The 13,638-nt window shown below is 56.4% G+C and carries 12 protein-coding genes, 1 rRNA gene and 1 pseudogene; 6 read left to right on the top strand and 8 right to left on the bottom strand.

Going from position 1 to position 13,638, the window contains the following annotated elements; translation table 11 throughout:
* Positions 1-115 (top strand): 5S ribosomal RNA (rrf, locus tag AC19YQ_RS16265).
* 155 nt (positions 116-270) lie between these two features.
* Here the strand turns inward: rrf and queD are convergent.
* Positions 271-627, bottom strand: a complete 357-nt coding sequence (gene queD, locus AC19YQ_RS16270) for a 6-carboxytetrahydropterin synthase QueD (RefSeq protein ID WP_019410510.1) — start codon at positions 625-627, stop codon at positions 271-273.
* Positions 628-832: 205 nt separating this feature from the next.
* On the opposite strand from queD, the gene AC19YQ_RS16275 reads away from it, so the two are divergent.
* The 3 genes from AC19YQ_RS16275 to AC19YQ_RS16285 are packed head-to-tail and all read left to right on the top strand — an operon-like array spanning position 833 to position 3,146.
* Entirely contained in the window at positions 833-1,147 is a 315-nt protein-coding gene (locus tag AC19YQ_RS16275; RefSeq protein WP_326397596.1) for a PepSY domain-containing protein, read from the top strand.
* Entirely contained in the window at positions 1,147-1,815 is a 669-nt protein-coding gene (locus tag AC19YQ_RS16280) for a response regulator transcription factor (protein ID WP_133078949.1), read from the top strand. The genes AC19YQ_RS16275 and AC19YQ_RS16280 overlap by 1 nt, the downstream gene beginning before the upstream one ends.
* Complete coding sequence (locus AC19YQ_RS16285) at positions 1,812-3,146, top strand: ATP-binding protein (protein ID WP_326397597.1); 1,335 nt, start codon at positions 1,812-1,814, stop codon at positions 3,144-3,146. The genes AC19YQ_RS16280 and AC19YQ_RS16285 overlap by 4 nt, the downstream gene beginning before the upstream one ends.
* A 20-nt stretch (positions 3,147-3,166) precedes the next feature.
* On the opposite strand, the gene AC19YQ_RS16290 is transcribed toward AC19YQ_RS16285, so the two are convergent.
* Positions 3,167-3,922 carry a methyl-accepting chemotaxis protein gene (locus tag AC19YQ_RS16290; protein WP_374105729.1) on the bottom strand — a complete coding sequence of 252 codons (756 nt, stop codon included), beginning with the start codon at positions 3,920-3,922 and terminating at the stop codon, positions 3,167-3,169.
* Positions 3,923-4,024: 102 nt separating this feature from the next.
* Positions 4,025-5,314: pseudogene (locus AC19YQ_RS16295) on the bottom strand (methyl-accepting chemotaxis protein); the annotation flags it as partial.
* A gap of 316 nt (positions 5,315-5,630) precedes the next feature.
* Between AC19YQ_RS16295 and AC19YQ_RS16300 the strand changes: the two are divergent.
* A complete protein-coding gene (locus AC19YQ_RS16300; protein ID WP_133078952.1) occupies positions 5,631-6,950 on the top strand; it encodes a Na+/H+ antiporter family protein in 1,320 nt (439 codons plus the stop codon).
* Positions 6,951-6,969: 19 nt separating this feature from the next.
* Here AC19YQ_RS16300 and AC19YQ_RS16305 read toward each other — a convergent pair whose 3' ends face one another.
* From AC19YQ_RS16305 to AC19YQ_RS16325, 5 genes are all read right to left on the bottom strand, one after another.
* Positions 6,970-7,830 carry a pirin family protein gene (locus AC19YQ_RS16305; RefSeq protein ID WP_133078953.1) on the bottom strand — a complete coding sequence of 287 codons (861 nt, stop codon included), beginning with the start codon at positions 7,828-7,830 and terminating at the stop codon, positions 6,970-6,972.
* 73 nt (positions 7,831-7,903) lie between these two features.
* Positions 7,904-8,320, bottom strand: a complete 417-nt coding sequence (locus tag AC19YQ_RS16310; protein ID WP_500595492.1) for an OsmC family protein — start codon at positions 8,318-8,320, stop codon at positions 7,904-7,906.
* Between the two features lie 134 nt (positions 8,321-8,454).
* On the bottom strand, positions 8,455-9,675 hold the full coding sequence (fabB, locus tag AC19YQ_RS16315) for a beta-ketoacyl-ACP synthase I (protein WP_500595493.1): 1,221 nt from the start codon (positions 9,673-9,675) through the stop codon (positions 8,455-8,457).
* A gap of 11 nt (positions 9,676-9,686) precedes the next feature.
* The gene (gene fabA / locus AC19YQ_RS16320; RefSeq protein ID WP_003210552.1) at positions 9,687-10,202 is read right to left on the bottom strand and encodes a 3-hydroxyacyl-[acyl-carrier-protein] dehydratase FabA; all 516 of its coding nucleotides are present in this window, start codon (positions 10,200-10,202) and stop codon (positions 9,687-9,689) included.
* Between the two features lie 249 nt (positions 10,203-10,451).
* Positions 10,452-12,350, bottom strand: a complete 1,899-nt coding sequence (locus AC19YQ_RS16325; protein ID WP_219263217.1) for an ATP-binding protein — start codon at positions 12,348-12,350, stop codon at positions 10,452-10,454.
* Positions 12,351-12,601: 251 nt separating this feature from the next.
* On the opposite strand from AC19YQ_RS16325, the gene AC19YQ_RS16330 reads away from it, so the two are divergent.
* Complete coding sequence (locus tag AC19YQ_RS16330; RefSeq protein WP_133078956.1) at positions 12,602-13,627, top strand: NAD(P)H-dependent glycerol-3-phosphate dehydrogenase; 1,026 nt, start codon at positions 12,602-12,604, stop codon at positions 13,625-13,627.
* Positions 13,628-13,638 lie beyond the last annotated feature (11 nt).

Here is a 13,638-nt window from a genome sequence, read left to right on the forward strand (position 1 = left end):
TTGACGACCATAGAGCATTGGAACCACCTGATCCCATCCCGAACTCAGAAGTGAAACGATGCATCGCCGATGGTAGTGTGGGGTTTCCCCATGTGAGAGTAGGTCATCGTCAAGATTAAATTCCAAACCCCCTGTCTGCTAACGCAGACAGGGGGTTTGTTTTTGGGCCGAGAAAAGTGGTGGTAAGTTTTAAACAGTGATCGGCACGCTTTTACCTTCTGTAAAAGCAAAAAAACCACCTTGAGAGGTGGTTTTTTTGGAGCGATTTATTCAATCACCGTAGTAGATGCAACCACTGGTGCAGGTTTCATGAATTCGTATCGCAGATAATTCTGGTAGCAAAGGCTTGAGCTGTTGCCAGATCCACTTTGCCAGCACTTCGCTCGTTGGATTTTCCAGACCCGGAATATCGTTCAGGTAGTTGTGATCAAGCAGCTCATAAAGTGGTTTGAAAATCGCTTTGATCTCTGAGAAATCGCGAATCCAGCCGGTGGCCGGATCGATATCACCGCTTAAATGGATTGCCACCTTGAATGAGTGACCATGCAAGCGGCCGCATTTGTGGCCTTCAGGCACGTAAGGCAAGCGATGCGCAGATTCGAAGGTAAACTCTTTGAAAATTTCCACAATATTTATAGCTCTTGAAAGGTGACTATCGCCTGAGCGATGAATACAGGGCGGCAGTTTAGCAGTTAACGCCCAGCGCAGGTGCATACCTCCCGCAATCCGGGGGGTGGGGCAGTTGATTCAGCTTCAATTAAGCCAATACATTTATGCTCCATGTTTTTGATATCGCACAAATGACATTGAACGGAGGCCGCAGAGGCGAGTGATGACAGTGAACCTACGAGTTGGCGGATTTAGCGTGTTGGTGTTCTCTGCGTTCTGTTCTTTGGCCATTGCGCGGGACCTGGGGCAGGACGAGGCGCTGCGTTTACGTGAGCAAGGCCTGATCCAGCCGCTAGAGCTACTGCTTCAAAAAGCCCTTGAGCGCCACCCGGGTGCAAAATTGCTGGAGGTAGAGCTGGAGGAGGATGACGACGTTTATGTTTACGAGGTCGAGTTGCTTACGACCAGTGGCGTTGTGCGCGAGATCAAACTGAACGCCAGTAATGGTCAATTGCTCAAAGACGAGGTAGATGATTAATGCGGTTGCTGCTGGTAGAAGATCACGTTCCATTGGCTGACGAACTGATGGCCGGGTTAACTCGCCTTGGCTATGCAGTTGATTGGCTGGCCGATGGGCGTGATGCTCTTTATCAAGGGCAGAGTGAACCCTATGACCTGATTATTCTTGATCTGGGTTTACCGGGGATGTCCGGCATTGATGTGCTCAAGCAGTGGCGCACACAAGGGCTGGCCACGCCTGTTCTGATTTTGACGGCACGCAGCTCCTGGTCCGAGCGCATTGATGGCCTTAAAGCCGGTGCCGATGATTATGTAACCAAACCTTTTCATCCTGAAGAGCTGCAACTGCGGGTGCAGGCACTCTTGCGTCGCTCTCACGGTCAACCGAATCAGCCGTTATTGAAATCCGCAGGGCTGCAGTTGGATGAGGCGCGTCAATGCGTACTCAAAGATGGGGCCGAGGTGCAATTGACCGCTGCCGAGTTCCGTCTTCTGCGGTATTTCATGTTGCATCCGCAACAGATCCTCTCTAAAAGCCACTTGGCCGAGCATCTCTACGACGGTGAGACTGAACGTGATTCCAATGTTTTAGAGGTCCACGTGAACCATTTGCGTCGCAAGCTCGGGCGTGAAGTGGTCGAAACCCGTCGTGGCCAAGGCTATATTTTCGGCGCTGTCGGCCAGTGAAGTCCATTCAGAGGCGTTTGAGTCTGGGTTTGGTCAGCGTTCTGCTGGTTGCTGGTCTGGTCGTAGGTCAAGTCAGTCTCTGGCTATTTGAAAGTGGCCTCCAGCGTTATCTGGAGTCAGGCCTGAAGAACGACAGTGAGAACCTGCTGATAGCTTTGAGCCGTGGCCCCCAAGGCTTGCAGTTGGATGAACGACGGTTGTCATCTGCTTATCAGCGGCCATTTTCTGGACACTATTTCAGTATCGAGTTCGGTGATACTCACTGGCGCTCGCGTTCGCTTTGGGACGCTCAACTACCGCGTCCCAGTGAGCCTGGGCTGAGCAGCGAGTTACAGCCCGGCCCAGAGGGGCAGATGCTGCTGGTCATGCGCAGTGATTACCAGCGCCTTGGCCAGGCGGTCTCCATCAGCGTTGCCCAGGACTACACACCCATACGTGAAAGTTTCAGGCAGGTTCAGCGGATCGGTCTGGGGGTGGGCGTCATGGCCCTGATTGTTATTTTGCTGTTGCAGCGTATTACCGTTCGCCGCGCTCTACGGCCATTGGAAACTGCACGTAAACAAATCGCTCAGTTGCAGTCAGGTCAGCGCTCGCAGCTTGATTCGCTGGTCCCCCTTGAGCTTGAACCCCTGGTCACGCAAATAAACCACTTGCTGGCCCATACCGAAGACAACCTCAAGCGCTCGCGCAATGCGTTGGGTAACCTGGGCCATGCACTTAAAACCCCATTGGCGGTATTGATCAGCCTGGCCAACGATCCGCGGCTTGCAGCTTATCCGCAGATACAAACTACATTGCGAGAGCAGTTGGACCAGATACAGCAGCGCATGAGCCGCGAGCTCAACCGTGCGCGTCTTGCGGGCGATGCCTTGCCGGGTGCGCAATTTGATGCTGATACGGAGTTGCCAGGGCTCCTGTCGACCCTTGGCATGATTCACGGCGAGCATCTGCAATTGACGCACAAGGTTGCGCCGGGGCTGCATTTGCCTTGGGATCGGGAAGACATGCTCGAATTGCTCGGTAATCTATTGGATAACGCCTGCAAATGGGCGGACGCCCAAGTCGAACTGAGTATTGGCCAGACCGTGGACGGGTTTGTGATTGAAGTCCAGGATGATGGGCCGGGCATTCCTGAGGCCGAACGTGATCAGGTGTTCAGTCGCGGTACGCGGCTTGACGAGCAAGCCAGTGGTCACGGTCTGGGCCTTGGAATCGTTCGGGACATCGTTGAAGCGTGGGGGGGAGTTATGCAGCTTGAGACAGCTGAGATGGGCGGCCTGATGGTTAGAATCAAGCTCCCAGGACGAACGAAAAAGGCGACGACGGCTTAAAACCGTCATCGCACGACGGATCAGACGCGAAATTGATCCATCAATTTTTGCTGCTGGTTGGCCAGTGAGTTCAGCGCCTGACTGACCCGGGCCGACTCATTGGCCTGTTCAGACAAAGACTCCGTTACATCCCGAATAGTGGAAACGTTATTGTTGATTTCCTCTGCAACGGCACTCTGTTCTTCAGCCGCGCTGGCAATCTGCAAGTTCATGTCGGTAATCACGGTGACGGCATCACCGATTTGCTGCAAGGCCGTCACCGCCTGTCCTACCTGCTCCACACTGCCCTGAGCCTGGCGATGGCTGTTATTCATGGAACTCACTACTTCCTGAGTCCCGGCTTGCAGTTGTTCGATGACCTGCCGGGTTTCCTCAACGGATTCCTGAGTCCGGCGTGCCAGGTTGCGGACCTCGTCAGCCACCACGGCAAATCCGCGTCCGGCTTCGCCTGCCCGCGCCGCTTCAATGGCAGCATTCAAGGCGAGGAGGTTGGTCTGTTCGGCAATGGCGCGAATGACCTCCAGTACTGAACCGATTTTTTCACTATTGGCAGCCAGCCCTTCAACTTGCGTCATGGCCACGCTCATATCTGCAGCCAGATGGTCGATGCTGGTCGTGGTGCGGTCAATGATCGTCAGCCCTTGTCTGGTCGCCTGATCGGCATCACGAGCGGCCTGAGCCGCCTGTGCCGCGCTGCGTGCGACATCCTGCGCCGTTGCGCTCATTTCATGGGAGGCCGTGGCCGCCTGGTCGACCTGACGGTACTGCTGCTCCATACCAGCGCTGGTCTGGGTGGCAATGGCCGCCGACTGATCGGCGGTGCTGCGCGCGTCCTGTACCGAGCGTTTAACTTCGGCAATGGTCGGTTGCAGTTTGTCGAGGAAGCGGTTGAACCAGCTGGCGAGCTGTCCAAGTTCGTCTTTTTTGTCGTATGCCAGGCGACGGGTCAGGTCGCCTTCTCCGCTCGCAATGTCTTCAAGCATGTTGGCCACGCCAAGGATTGGACGTGTGACGCTACGGGCCAGCAACCACACCAGCAGAAGCCCGATGATGGCTGCCAGAGACCCCCATGCCAGCTCGGTCAAGGCTCCGGCCCTGTTGCGCTCGTCCAGTTCTGCTTGCAGGGCCTGTGCCGGTCCGACCAGGACAGCTTCAGGCACGTCGAGCAATACGCCCCAGGATTTGCTGCCCGGGATCGGCAGGAAGGGAGTCAGGACTTTCAGGCGTTGCTCGCTGCGAATGCTTTGTACCTGATCACCTTTGGCCATCATGCGGATCAATTCAGCGCCATCACTGGTGTCTACCTGATCGAGACGCTGGGCAAGTTTGCTGGCATCAGCACTGAAGCCGGCGAGTATCCCGGCCGAGCTGATAATGCCAACGCGGGTTTCGCCGTCGTACAGTTTTTGGCTGGCTTGCAGGCTAATGGCTTGCAAGCTGTTGAGATTGATATCAACCGACAGTGAAGCAATGACTTTTCCGTCAACAATCAGGGGGAAAACGATGCTAGTCAGTAGTACGTTTTGCCCGTCGATCTCATAGAAGTAGGGTTCGATGATGCACGGTTTGCGCGTAGTGCGAGGGCAGGTGAACCATGTGTTGTTGGCCTGGCCGCTGGGCCCGGTGCTGGTATCGACCATGTCTGATTCGGGCAGCGCCATCGAGCTCAGCTTGCCCGGTGTCGGTTGCGACCAGTAAAGGGCAAAGCGTCCTTTGTCATTGCTGCCCAGTTCTTTTTGATGGTCGAACAGGGAGTCCTTGCCATCCAGCGCGTTGGCTTCAAATACCAGCGACAGCCCCAGCAAGTCCGGATTGGCCTGCAAGGCCGCTTTAACCTGGCGCGTCAGGTCTTCACGCAAGTCAAAGGCATCCAGAAAGCGCTTTTCAGATTGCTCACGCAAGAAAAGGACTTGTCGGGCGAATCCATTACCGTACTGGTAGGCATCCATAAACTGGCGACTGATTGCCAGTGCCTGGGCTTCACCTTGAGCCTCGATACGGGCTTGCGCAGACTCGTTCAGCATTCGTGAACTTGAGGCCTCTACCAGATCGGCAGTGTGATCCATGCGATAAAGAGAAAGTCCCACCAGCAGGGTGACTACGCCGATCAGGCTGAGTCCGGCGAGGAGGGTGATTTTCCATTGGATGGAAAGCTGTCTGAGCGACATGGATGCATCCTAAAAAGAGGCTTTCACTGTTAGCGGCCGCGGGATGTTTTTCTTTACGCCAAAACCCGACTTATTAGCGTTTTACCCGGTCTTGAAAACACCGATTTAGCCCTTTAAATACTAGGGTTAAGGCCTGTCAGGGTGGATTGTCCGGATGCCTTTGGCCTGCGCTTTGACAAGGCGCTGGAGGTGCTGCAAAGTGTGCGCCCCCAAAAAGGTCCACCCTTCCAGATCCGGCGATTGGAACAGTCGTCTTTTGCCCGAAATTTTCCGCTTTACGGTGTTTTATCGTGGTGCGCGCTATGAGGTTGTAATAATGAATGCAGTAATTGCCGCGGTCGGCATCATGCTGGTGCTCAGTTTGTCCCGTGTGCACGTAGTCATCGCACTGATTGTGGGTGCCGTTGTTGGCGGTCTCGTAGGTGGGCTGGGTATCGAGGCAACACTCAATGCTTTCAATGGCGGGTTGGGCGGTGGTGCTCAGGTGGCGTTGTCCTATGCCATGCTGGGTGCTTTTGCAGTGGCGATAGCCAAGTCGGGCATGGCCCATGCCCTGGCAGACAAAGCGCTGATGATGGTCAACAGGCAGCATGCGGCCGGTGGCAATCGCGTCAAATGGCTGTTGATTGGCTTGCTGCTGGTAGTGGCTGTTTCTTCCCAGAATATTCTGCCGATCCATATCGCGTTCATTCCTTTGCTGGTTCCGCCCCTGTTGTATGTACTGACCAAGCTGAACATTGACCGCCGATTGATTGCCTGTGTCATGACCTTTGGCTTGATCACGCCGTACATGTTCTTGCCGGTGGGGTTTGGCAATATCTTTCTCAATCAGATTTTGCTCGCCAACGTCAGCAAAAGTGGCGTTGATATCAGCGGGGTCAATGTCACCCATGCGATGGCAATCCCGGCTTTAGGGATGTTGTTTGGGTTGTTGGTGGCGGTTTTCATCAGTTACCGCAAAAAACGCGAATATGACCTGGCCAAAATCGAACAGGTTGAACAGGTTGCCGTCAGCTATAACCCGCGCACCTTGCTGGTGGCAGGTGCGGCCATTGCGGCGGCGTTTATCATTCAGCTGTGGCTGGGCTCCATGATTATTGGCGCGCTGGCGGGTTTTCTGATTTTTTCGGCTTCGGGGATCGTGCGTTGGCGCGAGACGGATGATTTGTTTACCGAAGGCATGAAGATGATGGCCATGATTGGCTTCATCATGATCGCAGCCTCGGGTTTTGCCGAAGTCCTGAAAGCCACCGGCGAGGTCAAATCACTGGTTGAAGCTTCTGCCGGCTGGATCAATAACAGCAAGGGCGTGGGTGCTCTGCTGATGTTGCTGGTTGGATTGCTGGTCACAATGGGTATCGGTTCGTCATTTTCCACTGTGCCGATCCTGGCGGCTATTTTTGTGCCGCTGTGCGTTCAGCTGGGTTTCAGTCCAATGGCCATTGTTTGCATCGTCGGCACAGCGGGCGCCTTGGGCGATGCGGGTTCTCCGGCATCGGACTCCACCCTTGGGCCCACTTCCGGCTTGAATATTGACGGCCAGCATCACCATATCTGGGACACCGTAGTGCCTACTTTCCTGCATTACAATTTGCCGCTGCTGGCCTTTGGCTGGGTGGCGGCAATGGTTTTGTAAGGCCTCTGCGGGCCGGGCTTCAAGGCAGTTCGATGCGACCGGTTTCACCGGGTACTGTCGGCCAATGCCCTGTGGCCCACCGGGTTCTAGCCTGTTCGATCAGGGCTGGATCGCTGGCGACGAAGTTCCAGTTCATGCGGCGCGGACCATCGAGGGCCGCTCCGCCGATCAACACCATATGACTGTCACTCATCGCGCACAGGGTCATGGCTTCTCCGGCAGGCAGTAGCACCAGGCAGCGTGGCTCGATGGTCTGGCCCTCCAGCTGCACTTCACCTTCCAGCACATACAGCGCACGCTCCGGGTGTTCCGCCGGAACAAGCAGCGTTGTGGCCGTTTGCATCTGCACTTCGGCGTACAGGGTCGGTGAGAGCACCGGCACCGGCGAGCTCAAGCAAAACCCGGTGCCTGCAATCAGGCGAATCATTACTCCCAGGGTCTCACTGACGGGCAAGCTATTGGCATCATGATGGCTGTAGTGGCTTGCGCCTTGTTCGTGTTCCCTGGGAGAAGCCAGCCACACTTGCAGCCCATGCAGGCTTGAGCCTTGCGCCAGTATTGAGGCGGGTGTTCGTTCAACGTGAGCAATGGCCGCGCCCGCGGTCATCCAGCTGACTTCGCCGGGGCCAACCTGCTGGTCGGAGCCCAGGCTGTCCTTATGCTGCAGTTGGCCTTCAAACAGATAGGTCAAAGTGGACAGGCCGATGTGCGGATGCTGTCGGATATTCATCCCGTGGCCGGGTGGATAGTGGGTAGGCAGCATGTGGTCGAAGAATACAAAAGGCCCGACGCTGCGGCACTTGGCCGAGGGCAGAGGGCGCAAGATCGGTTGGCCTTCGACATCTTCGGCCCGTGGCCGAATTATGGTCAATGTGTGCATTTGAAGGTGCCAGCGGGGGAGAAGCGTTGAGCATAACCCAACGCTTCCCGGGCCTGCAGGTAGAACCTGTGCGTTACTGGCTGAAAGCACCTTCAGATAGATGGGTCTCGATGGTGATCTCGGCGGTAGTCATCAATTTATGCACCGGGCACTTGTCGGCCACGTTGTGCAACTCATCGCGCTGGGCATCGGTCAACACGCCTTTTAGCGTCAGTTTGACGTGCAGGGCGTATTTCCCTTTCTGTTCTTCGTTGGCGTCGTGTTTGACTTCGACCGTGACCCCGGTCAGCGGGATCTCCTTTTTTTGCGCATAGAGCTTGAGTGTCAGCGCCTTGCACGCACCGAGGGCGGCATCGAAGTAATCATGGGGAGAGGGAGCAGAACCGTCGCCGCCCAGGGACGTGGGCAAATCGGTGAAGACTTCGTGATCGTCGATTTTGATGCTGTGACGAAAACCCTCGTGGGATACGGTATTAACGGTAACAGTCATGGCAAACCTCGTAGTGGCAGAGATAACGGTCCTGATCTTTATAGAGCATCCCGGGAGCCATGCGTTCCATCATGCAAAAAAATGCCCCGGACTGGAAAACCAGCCGGGGCATTTTTATTTCGTGAGGGGAGGGCTTATTTGCCAGCCCAGCGCTTCAGTACCAGAGTGGCGTTTGTGCCACCGAAGCCGAAGCTGTTGCTCATCACATTGTTCAACGTGACGTTCTCGCGGGTCTTGGTCAGGATCGGCATGTCAGCGACAGTCGGGTCCAGTTCCTCGATGTTTGCAGAGCCGGCGATGAAGTTGCCTTCCATCATCAGCAAGCAGTAGATCGCTTCGTGAACGCCTGCGGCGCCCAGTGAGTGACCCGACAGGCTTTTGGTCGAGCTGATGGCCGGAGCCTTGTCGCCGAATACCGCGCGAACACCTTCCATTTCCTTGACGTCGCCTACCGGAGTAGAGGTGCCGTGGGTGTTGAGGTAGTCGATCGGGCCGTCAACGCTAGACATGGCCATCTGCATGCAGCGGATGGCGCCTTCGCCGCTTGGGGCAACCATGTCGTAGCCGTCGGATGTCGCGCCGTAGCCGACGATTTCGGCGTAGATCTTGGCACCACGCGCCAGGGCGTGTTCCAGTTCTTCAACAACAACCATGCCACCACCACCGGCGATGACGAAGCCATCACGGTTTTTGTCGTAGGCACGGGACGCTTTTTCAGGCGTGTCGTTGTATTGAGTGGACAGCGCGCCCATGGCGTCGAACAGGAACGATTGGCTCCAGTGTTCTTCTTCGCCACCGCCCGCGAAAACGATGTCCTGCTTGCCCAGCTGGATCTGCTCAACCGCAGTACCGATGCAATGAGCACTGGTGGCGCAGGCAGAGGAGATCGAGTAGTTCACGCCCTTGATCTTGAAGGGAGTGGCCAGGCAGGCAGAAACGGTGCTGCCCATGGTCCGCGTAACGCGGTACGGGCCAACGCGCTTGACGCCTTTTTCGCGCAGGATGTCCAGCGCCTCCATCTGGTTCAGGGTCGACGCGCCACCCGAGCCGGCGATAAGGCCGGTACGCGGGTTGGAGACTTGCTCCTCGGTCAGGCCCGAATCAGTGATGGCGTCTTTCATGGCCAGGTAGGCGTAAGCCGCTGCGTGGCCGACGAAGCGATAGATCTTGCGATCGATCAGCTCTTCGAGAGGCAGGTCAATGGAGCCGGAAACCTGGCTACGCAGACCCATTTCGGCATATTCCGGGTTGAATCGGATGCCAGGGCGACTTGCACGCAGGTTAGCGGAGACGGTCTCTTTGTCATTGCCCAGGCACGAAACGATGCCCAGACCAGTGATAACGACGCGGCGCATGCGGATAACCCTTAAAAGTTGTCAGTGGAAGTAAATACGCCGACCCGAAGGCCTTCGGCAGTATAAATCTCGCGACCGTCGACAGTGACCGAACCATCGGCAATGGCCAGGTTCAGCTTGCCCTTGAGGACGCGCTTGATTTGAATGTTATAGGTGACTTTCTTGGCGGTCGGCAAGACCTGGCCGAAGAACTTCACTTCGCCCGAACCCAGGGCACGCCCGCGGCCCGGCAGACCTTGCCAGCCCAGATAGAAGCCGACCAACTGCCACATGGCGTCGAGGCCCAGGCAACCTGGCATCACCGGATCGCCTTCGAAATGGCAGGCGAAAAACCACAGGTCCGGGGTGATATCCAGCTCGGCGACCAATTCACCTTTGCCGTACTTGCCACCCTCTTCGCTGATATGGGTGATGCGATCCACCATCAGCATGTTAGGGGCGGGCAGTTGCGCGTTACCTGGGCCGAATAGCTCGCCGCGGCTACAGCGCAGCAAATCTTCCCGAGTAAAGGCGTTTTGTTTGGTCATGCGAGCTCCTCAATAATCCCATGCGGCAGGGTGGGGCAAATCTTCCCGACCAACTGAAACATACGAGTTCCAGTTCGCCAGCCTACACATAGACTATTGCGTTGTAGTGAAAGTCACAGCGCAAAGGGCAAGAATGTACACTTGTGCACTGAAAATTTAAATCGGGCCGGTTCAGTGGCCCATTCGGGTGCCTAAGACTGCCGCACTTTTGTGTTTAACGCCAGTCGCAGGTGGCCTTTTAGCCATAAGTTACTGGACCCAGCGCAGCAGAATTTGCTCCAGATCAGCTCGTTTGAACGGCTTGGCAAGGTAATCGTTCATTCCGGCCTGCAGGCAGGTTTCCCGATCACCCTGCAAGGCATTGGCGGTCAGGGCAATGATGGGCAGGGTCATGCACCCGGGCAGTTGGCGGATTTGCCGGGTAGCTTCGTAGCCATTGATGATCGGCAGGCGACAGTCCATCAGGATCGCGGCAAAGCGCTCGGTGTTGGCGAAATGAATGGCCTGCGCGCCATCACTGACCATGCTCACTTCGTATCCCAGGCTGCTCAGCATGGCTTCAATGACGGTCTGATTGACCTGGTTATCTTCCACCAGCAAGATTTTACGCCCGGGCGCACACGTCGCTTCCGGCTCAAGTTCAGGCCTTTGGCTGTGTTCTACAGGCTGGTGCAACTCCAGCGGGATTTCCAGGGTGAACACTGAGCCGCGGGTCTCTTCACTGGTGGCGTGCAGCGTGCCACCCATGCGTTCAGCCAACGTGCGGGCGATGGGCAGGCCCAGCCCTGTGCCACCATAGCGCCGCGAAATCGAGCTGTCGGCCTGCTGGAAAGCGGTGAACATGGAGTCCAGTTTTTCGCTGTTGATGCCAATACCGCTGTCGCGTACGACACAGGTAAACCAGATCAATTCGTGATCCAGACGCTGCCAAAGCGGTTCGATACTGATCTGCCCGTGTTCGGTAAATTTCAGCGCATTGCCGATGAGGTTGACCAGGATTTGCCTGATCCGCGTCGGATCCCCCAGTACGTGCAAATCCTGCAAGCCTTCTGAGAGGGTCAGCTGCAAGTGCAGGCCGCGCTGTGCGGCGCTGTGCTGGAAAGCCTGAGCGCAATTGCTGACCAGTTCTGCGAGGTTGAAGGGGATGCGCTCCAGTTCAAGCGCTGACCGTTCGATTCGTGAGAAGTCGAGGATGTCGTTAATGACCTTGAGCAAGTGCTCGGTGGACTCAGACGCCAGGGCGGCATATTCAGCCTGTTCCTCTGTCATCTGCGTGGTTTCCAGCAGTTGCAGCATTCCCAGTACGCCATTCATCGGCGTGCGAAGCTCGTGGCTCATCATGGCCAAAAAGTCGGTTTTGGCCCGGTTGGCCCGTTCGGCTTCTTCGCGGGTCTGAATCAGCTGAGCAATGGCGGCATGTTGCTCTCGGCTGGCTTGCTCAAGCCCATCGGCCAGATTGTTGATGTGCTGGGCCAGACTGCCCAGTTCGCCATCGTCGACGACTGGCAAGGGCGTGGAGTAGTCGCCCTGCTGGATGGCCTTGACCGCTTTGCTCATGTCACTGATGGGCTTGGACAGGTTGGACGCCAGGCGCCTGGCCAACAGGTAGGTGAAGCCCAGGGCAAACAAGGCAAGGATCACGGCCTTGAGCAGGATTTCTTGTTGACGGGTGCTGAACGCCTCCCCGGACATGCCAACCAGCACCCGGCCCAGATAGTCTTCTACCGGTGCTGGTGTCTGGTTATGACTGAGCAAAAAATATTCGCCCGAAGGGCTCTTCTGCAATCGCACTGACGCCTGGAACACTTCTACCTGCGAGCCTTGATCAGCGCCGGGCGGGGAGTGCTCTGCCTGTGCCAGCACCTCGTTTGTACGGTTCTGTACCTGCACAAACTGTACGTGGGGGATGTTCAACGAAGCGTTGATCAGGGTTTCCAGAACGTGGGTGTTCCCCGTCATGAGCCCGTACTCGGTGGCAGGCGCCAATTGGTTGGCGATCAACTGGCCTGTGTGCTTGAGCTCCTGGCGCAAATCCTGGATTCGTACGAACGTAAAAAAACTGATCAACAACAAGGTCAATAACAACGCCGGGCCCAGGCTCATCATCTGCGTGCGGGTGTGAATATCCCACCGACTGCGAGCCATCATGGCAGGGTGTCTCCGACAGTCACCTTGCAGCCAGCAAATACCTCTCCCATATACGTTGTCGTCCTTGACCTGCAGTCGTTCATGTTGAAGTGCAGCAAAGCTGCCTCTTGAAGGTGAGTACCTGAGCGGCATGTTAACCGAGGTCTTGCACTTTTTCAGTCAAAGCCATCTATATGCTATGGGGCTGGTCGCGGGGCATGTGCTCCGTATAATGCCGCCATTGCCACGCTAGATGGAAAACGGGATTGCATATGACTGAACAGCACGCTATTGCGGTCTTGGGAGGCGGAAGCTTTGGCACCGCCGTGGGCAACTTGCTGGCAGAAAACGGTCATCGTGTGTATCAGTGGATGCGCGATCCGGAGCAGGCCGAGGCCATTCGCCTGAATCGCGAAAACCCGCGTTACCTCAAGGGCATCAAGATCCATCCCGGGGTGGAGCCGGTTACTGATCTCAAGGCGACGCTCGATGCCTGCGAGCTGTGTTTTGTGGCCTTGCCGTCCAGCGCCTTGCGCAGTGTGCTGGCCGAACACGCAGAGCGTTTGAGCGGAAAAATGCTGGTCAGCCTGACCAAGGGCATTGAAGCGCACAGTTTCAAACTGATGAGCGAGATCCTTGAAGAAATCGCCCCGCAGGCACGTATCGGCGTTCTGTCCGGGCCCAATCTTGCCCGTGAAGTTGCCGAGCATGCGTTGACTGCCACCGTGGTCGCCAGTGCCGATGAAGACCTGTGCAACCGCGTGCAGGCGGCATTGCATGGCCGAACATTTCGCGTCTATGCCAGTGCCGACCGTTTTGGGGTGGAGTTGGGCGGGGCGTTGAAAAACGTTTACGCAATCATCGCCGGCATGGCCGTGGCGCTGGGTATGGGGGAGAACACCAAGAGCATGCTGATTACCCGTGCCTTGGCCGAGATGACCCGATTTGCCGTTAGCCAGGGTGCCAATCCCATGACTTTCCTCGGCTTGGCGGGTGTAGGCGATTTGATCGTCACCTGCTCATCCCCCAAGAGCCGCAATTATCAGGTCGGGTTTGCCCTGGGTCAGGGCCTCAGCCTGGAAGATGCCGTCACTCGACTGGGCGAAGTGGCCGAAGGGGTGAATACCCTCAAGGTGCTCAAGGTCAAGGCACAGGAACTGAACGTCTACATGCCCTTGGTTGCTGGCCTGCACGCGATTCTGTTCGAGGGTTACACCCTGGATCAGGTCATCGGGCAGTTGATGCGCGGCGAACCCAAGACGGATGTCGATTTTATCTCCACCAGCGGTTTCAACTAAGCACCAAGGGA

It is taken from the genome of Pseudomonas sp. MF06569, from assembly GCF_059862735.1.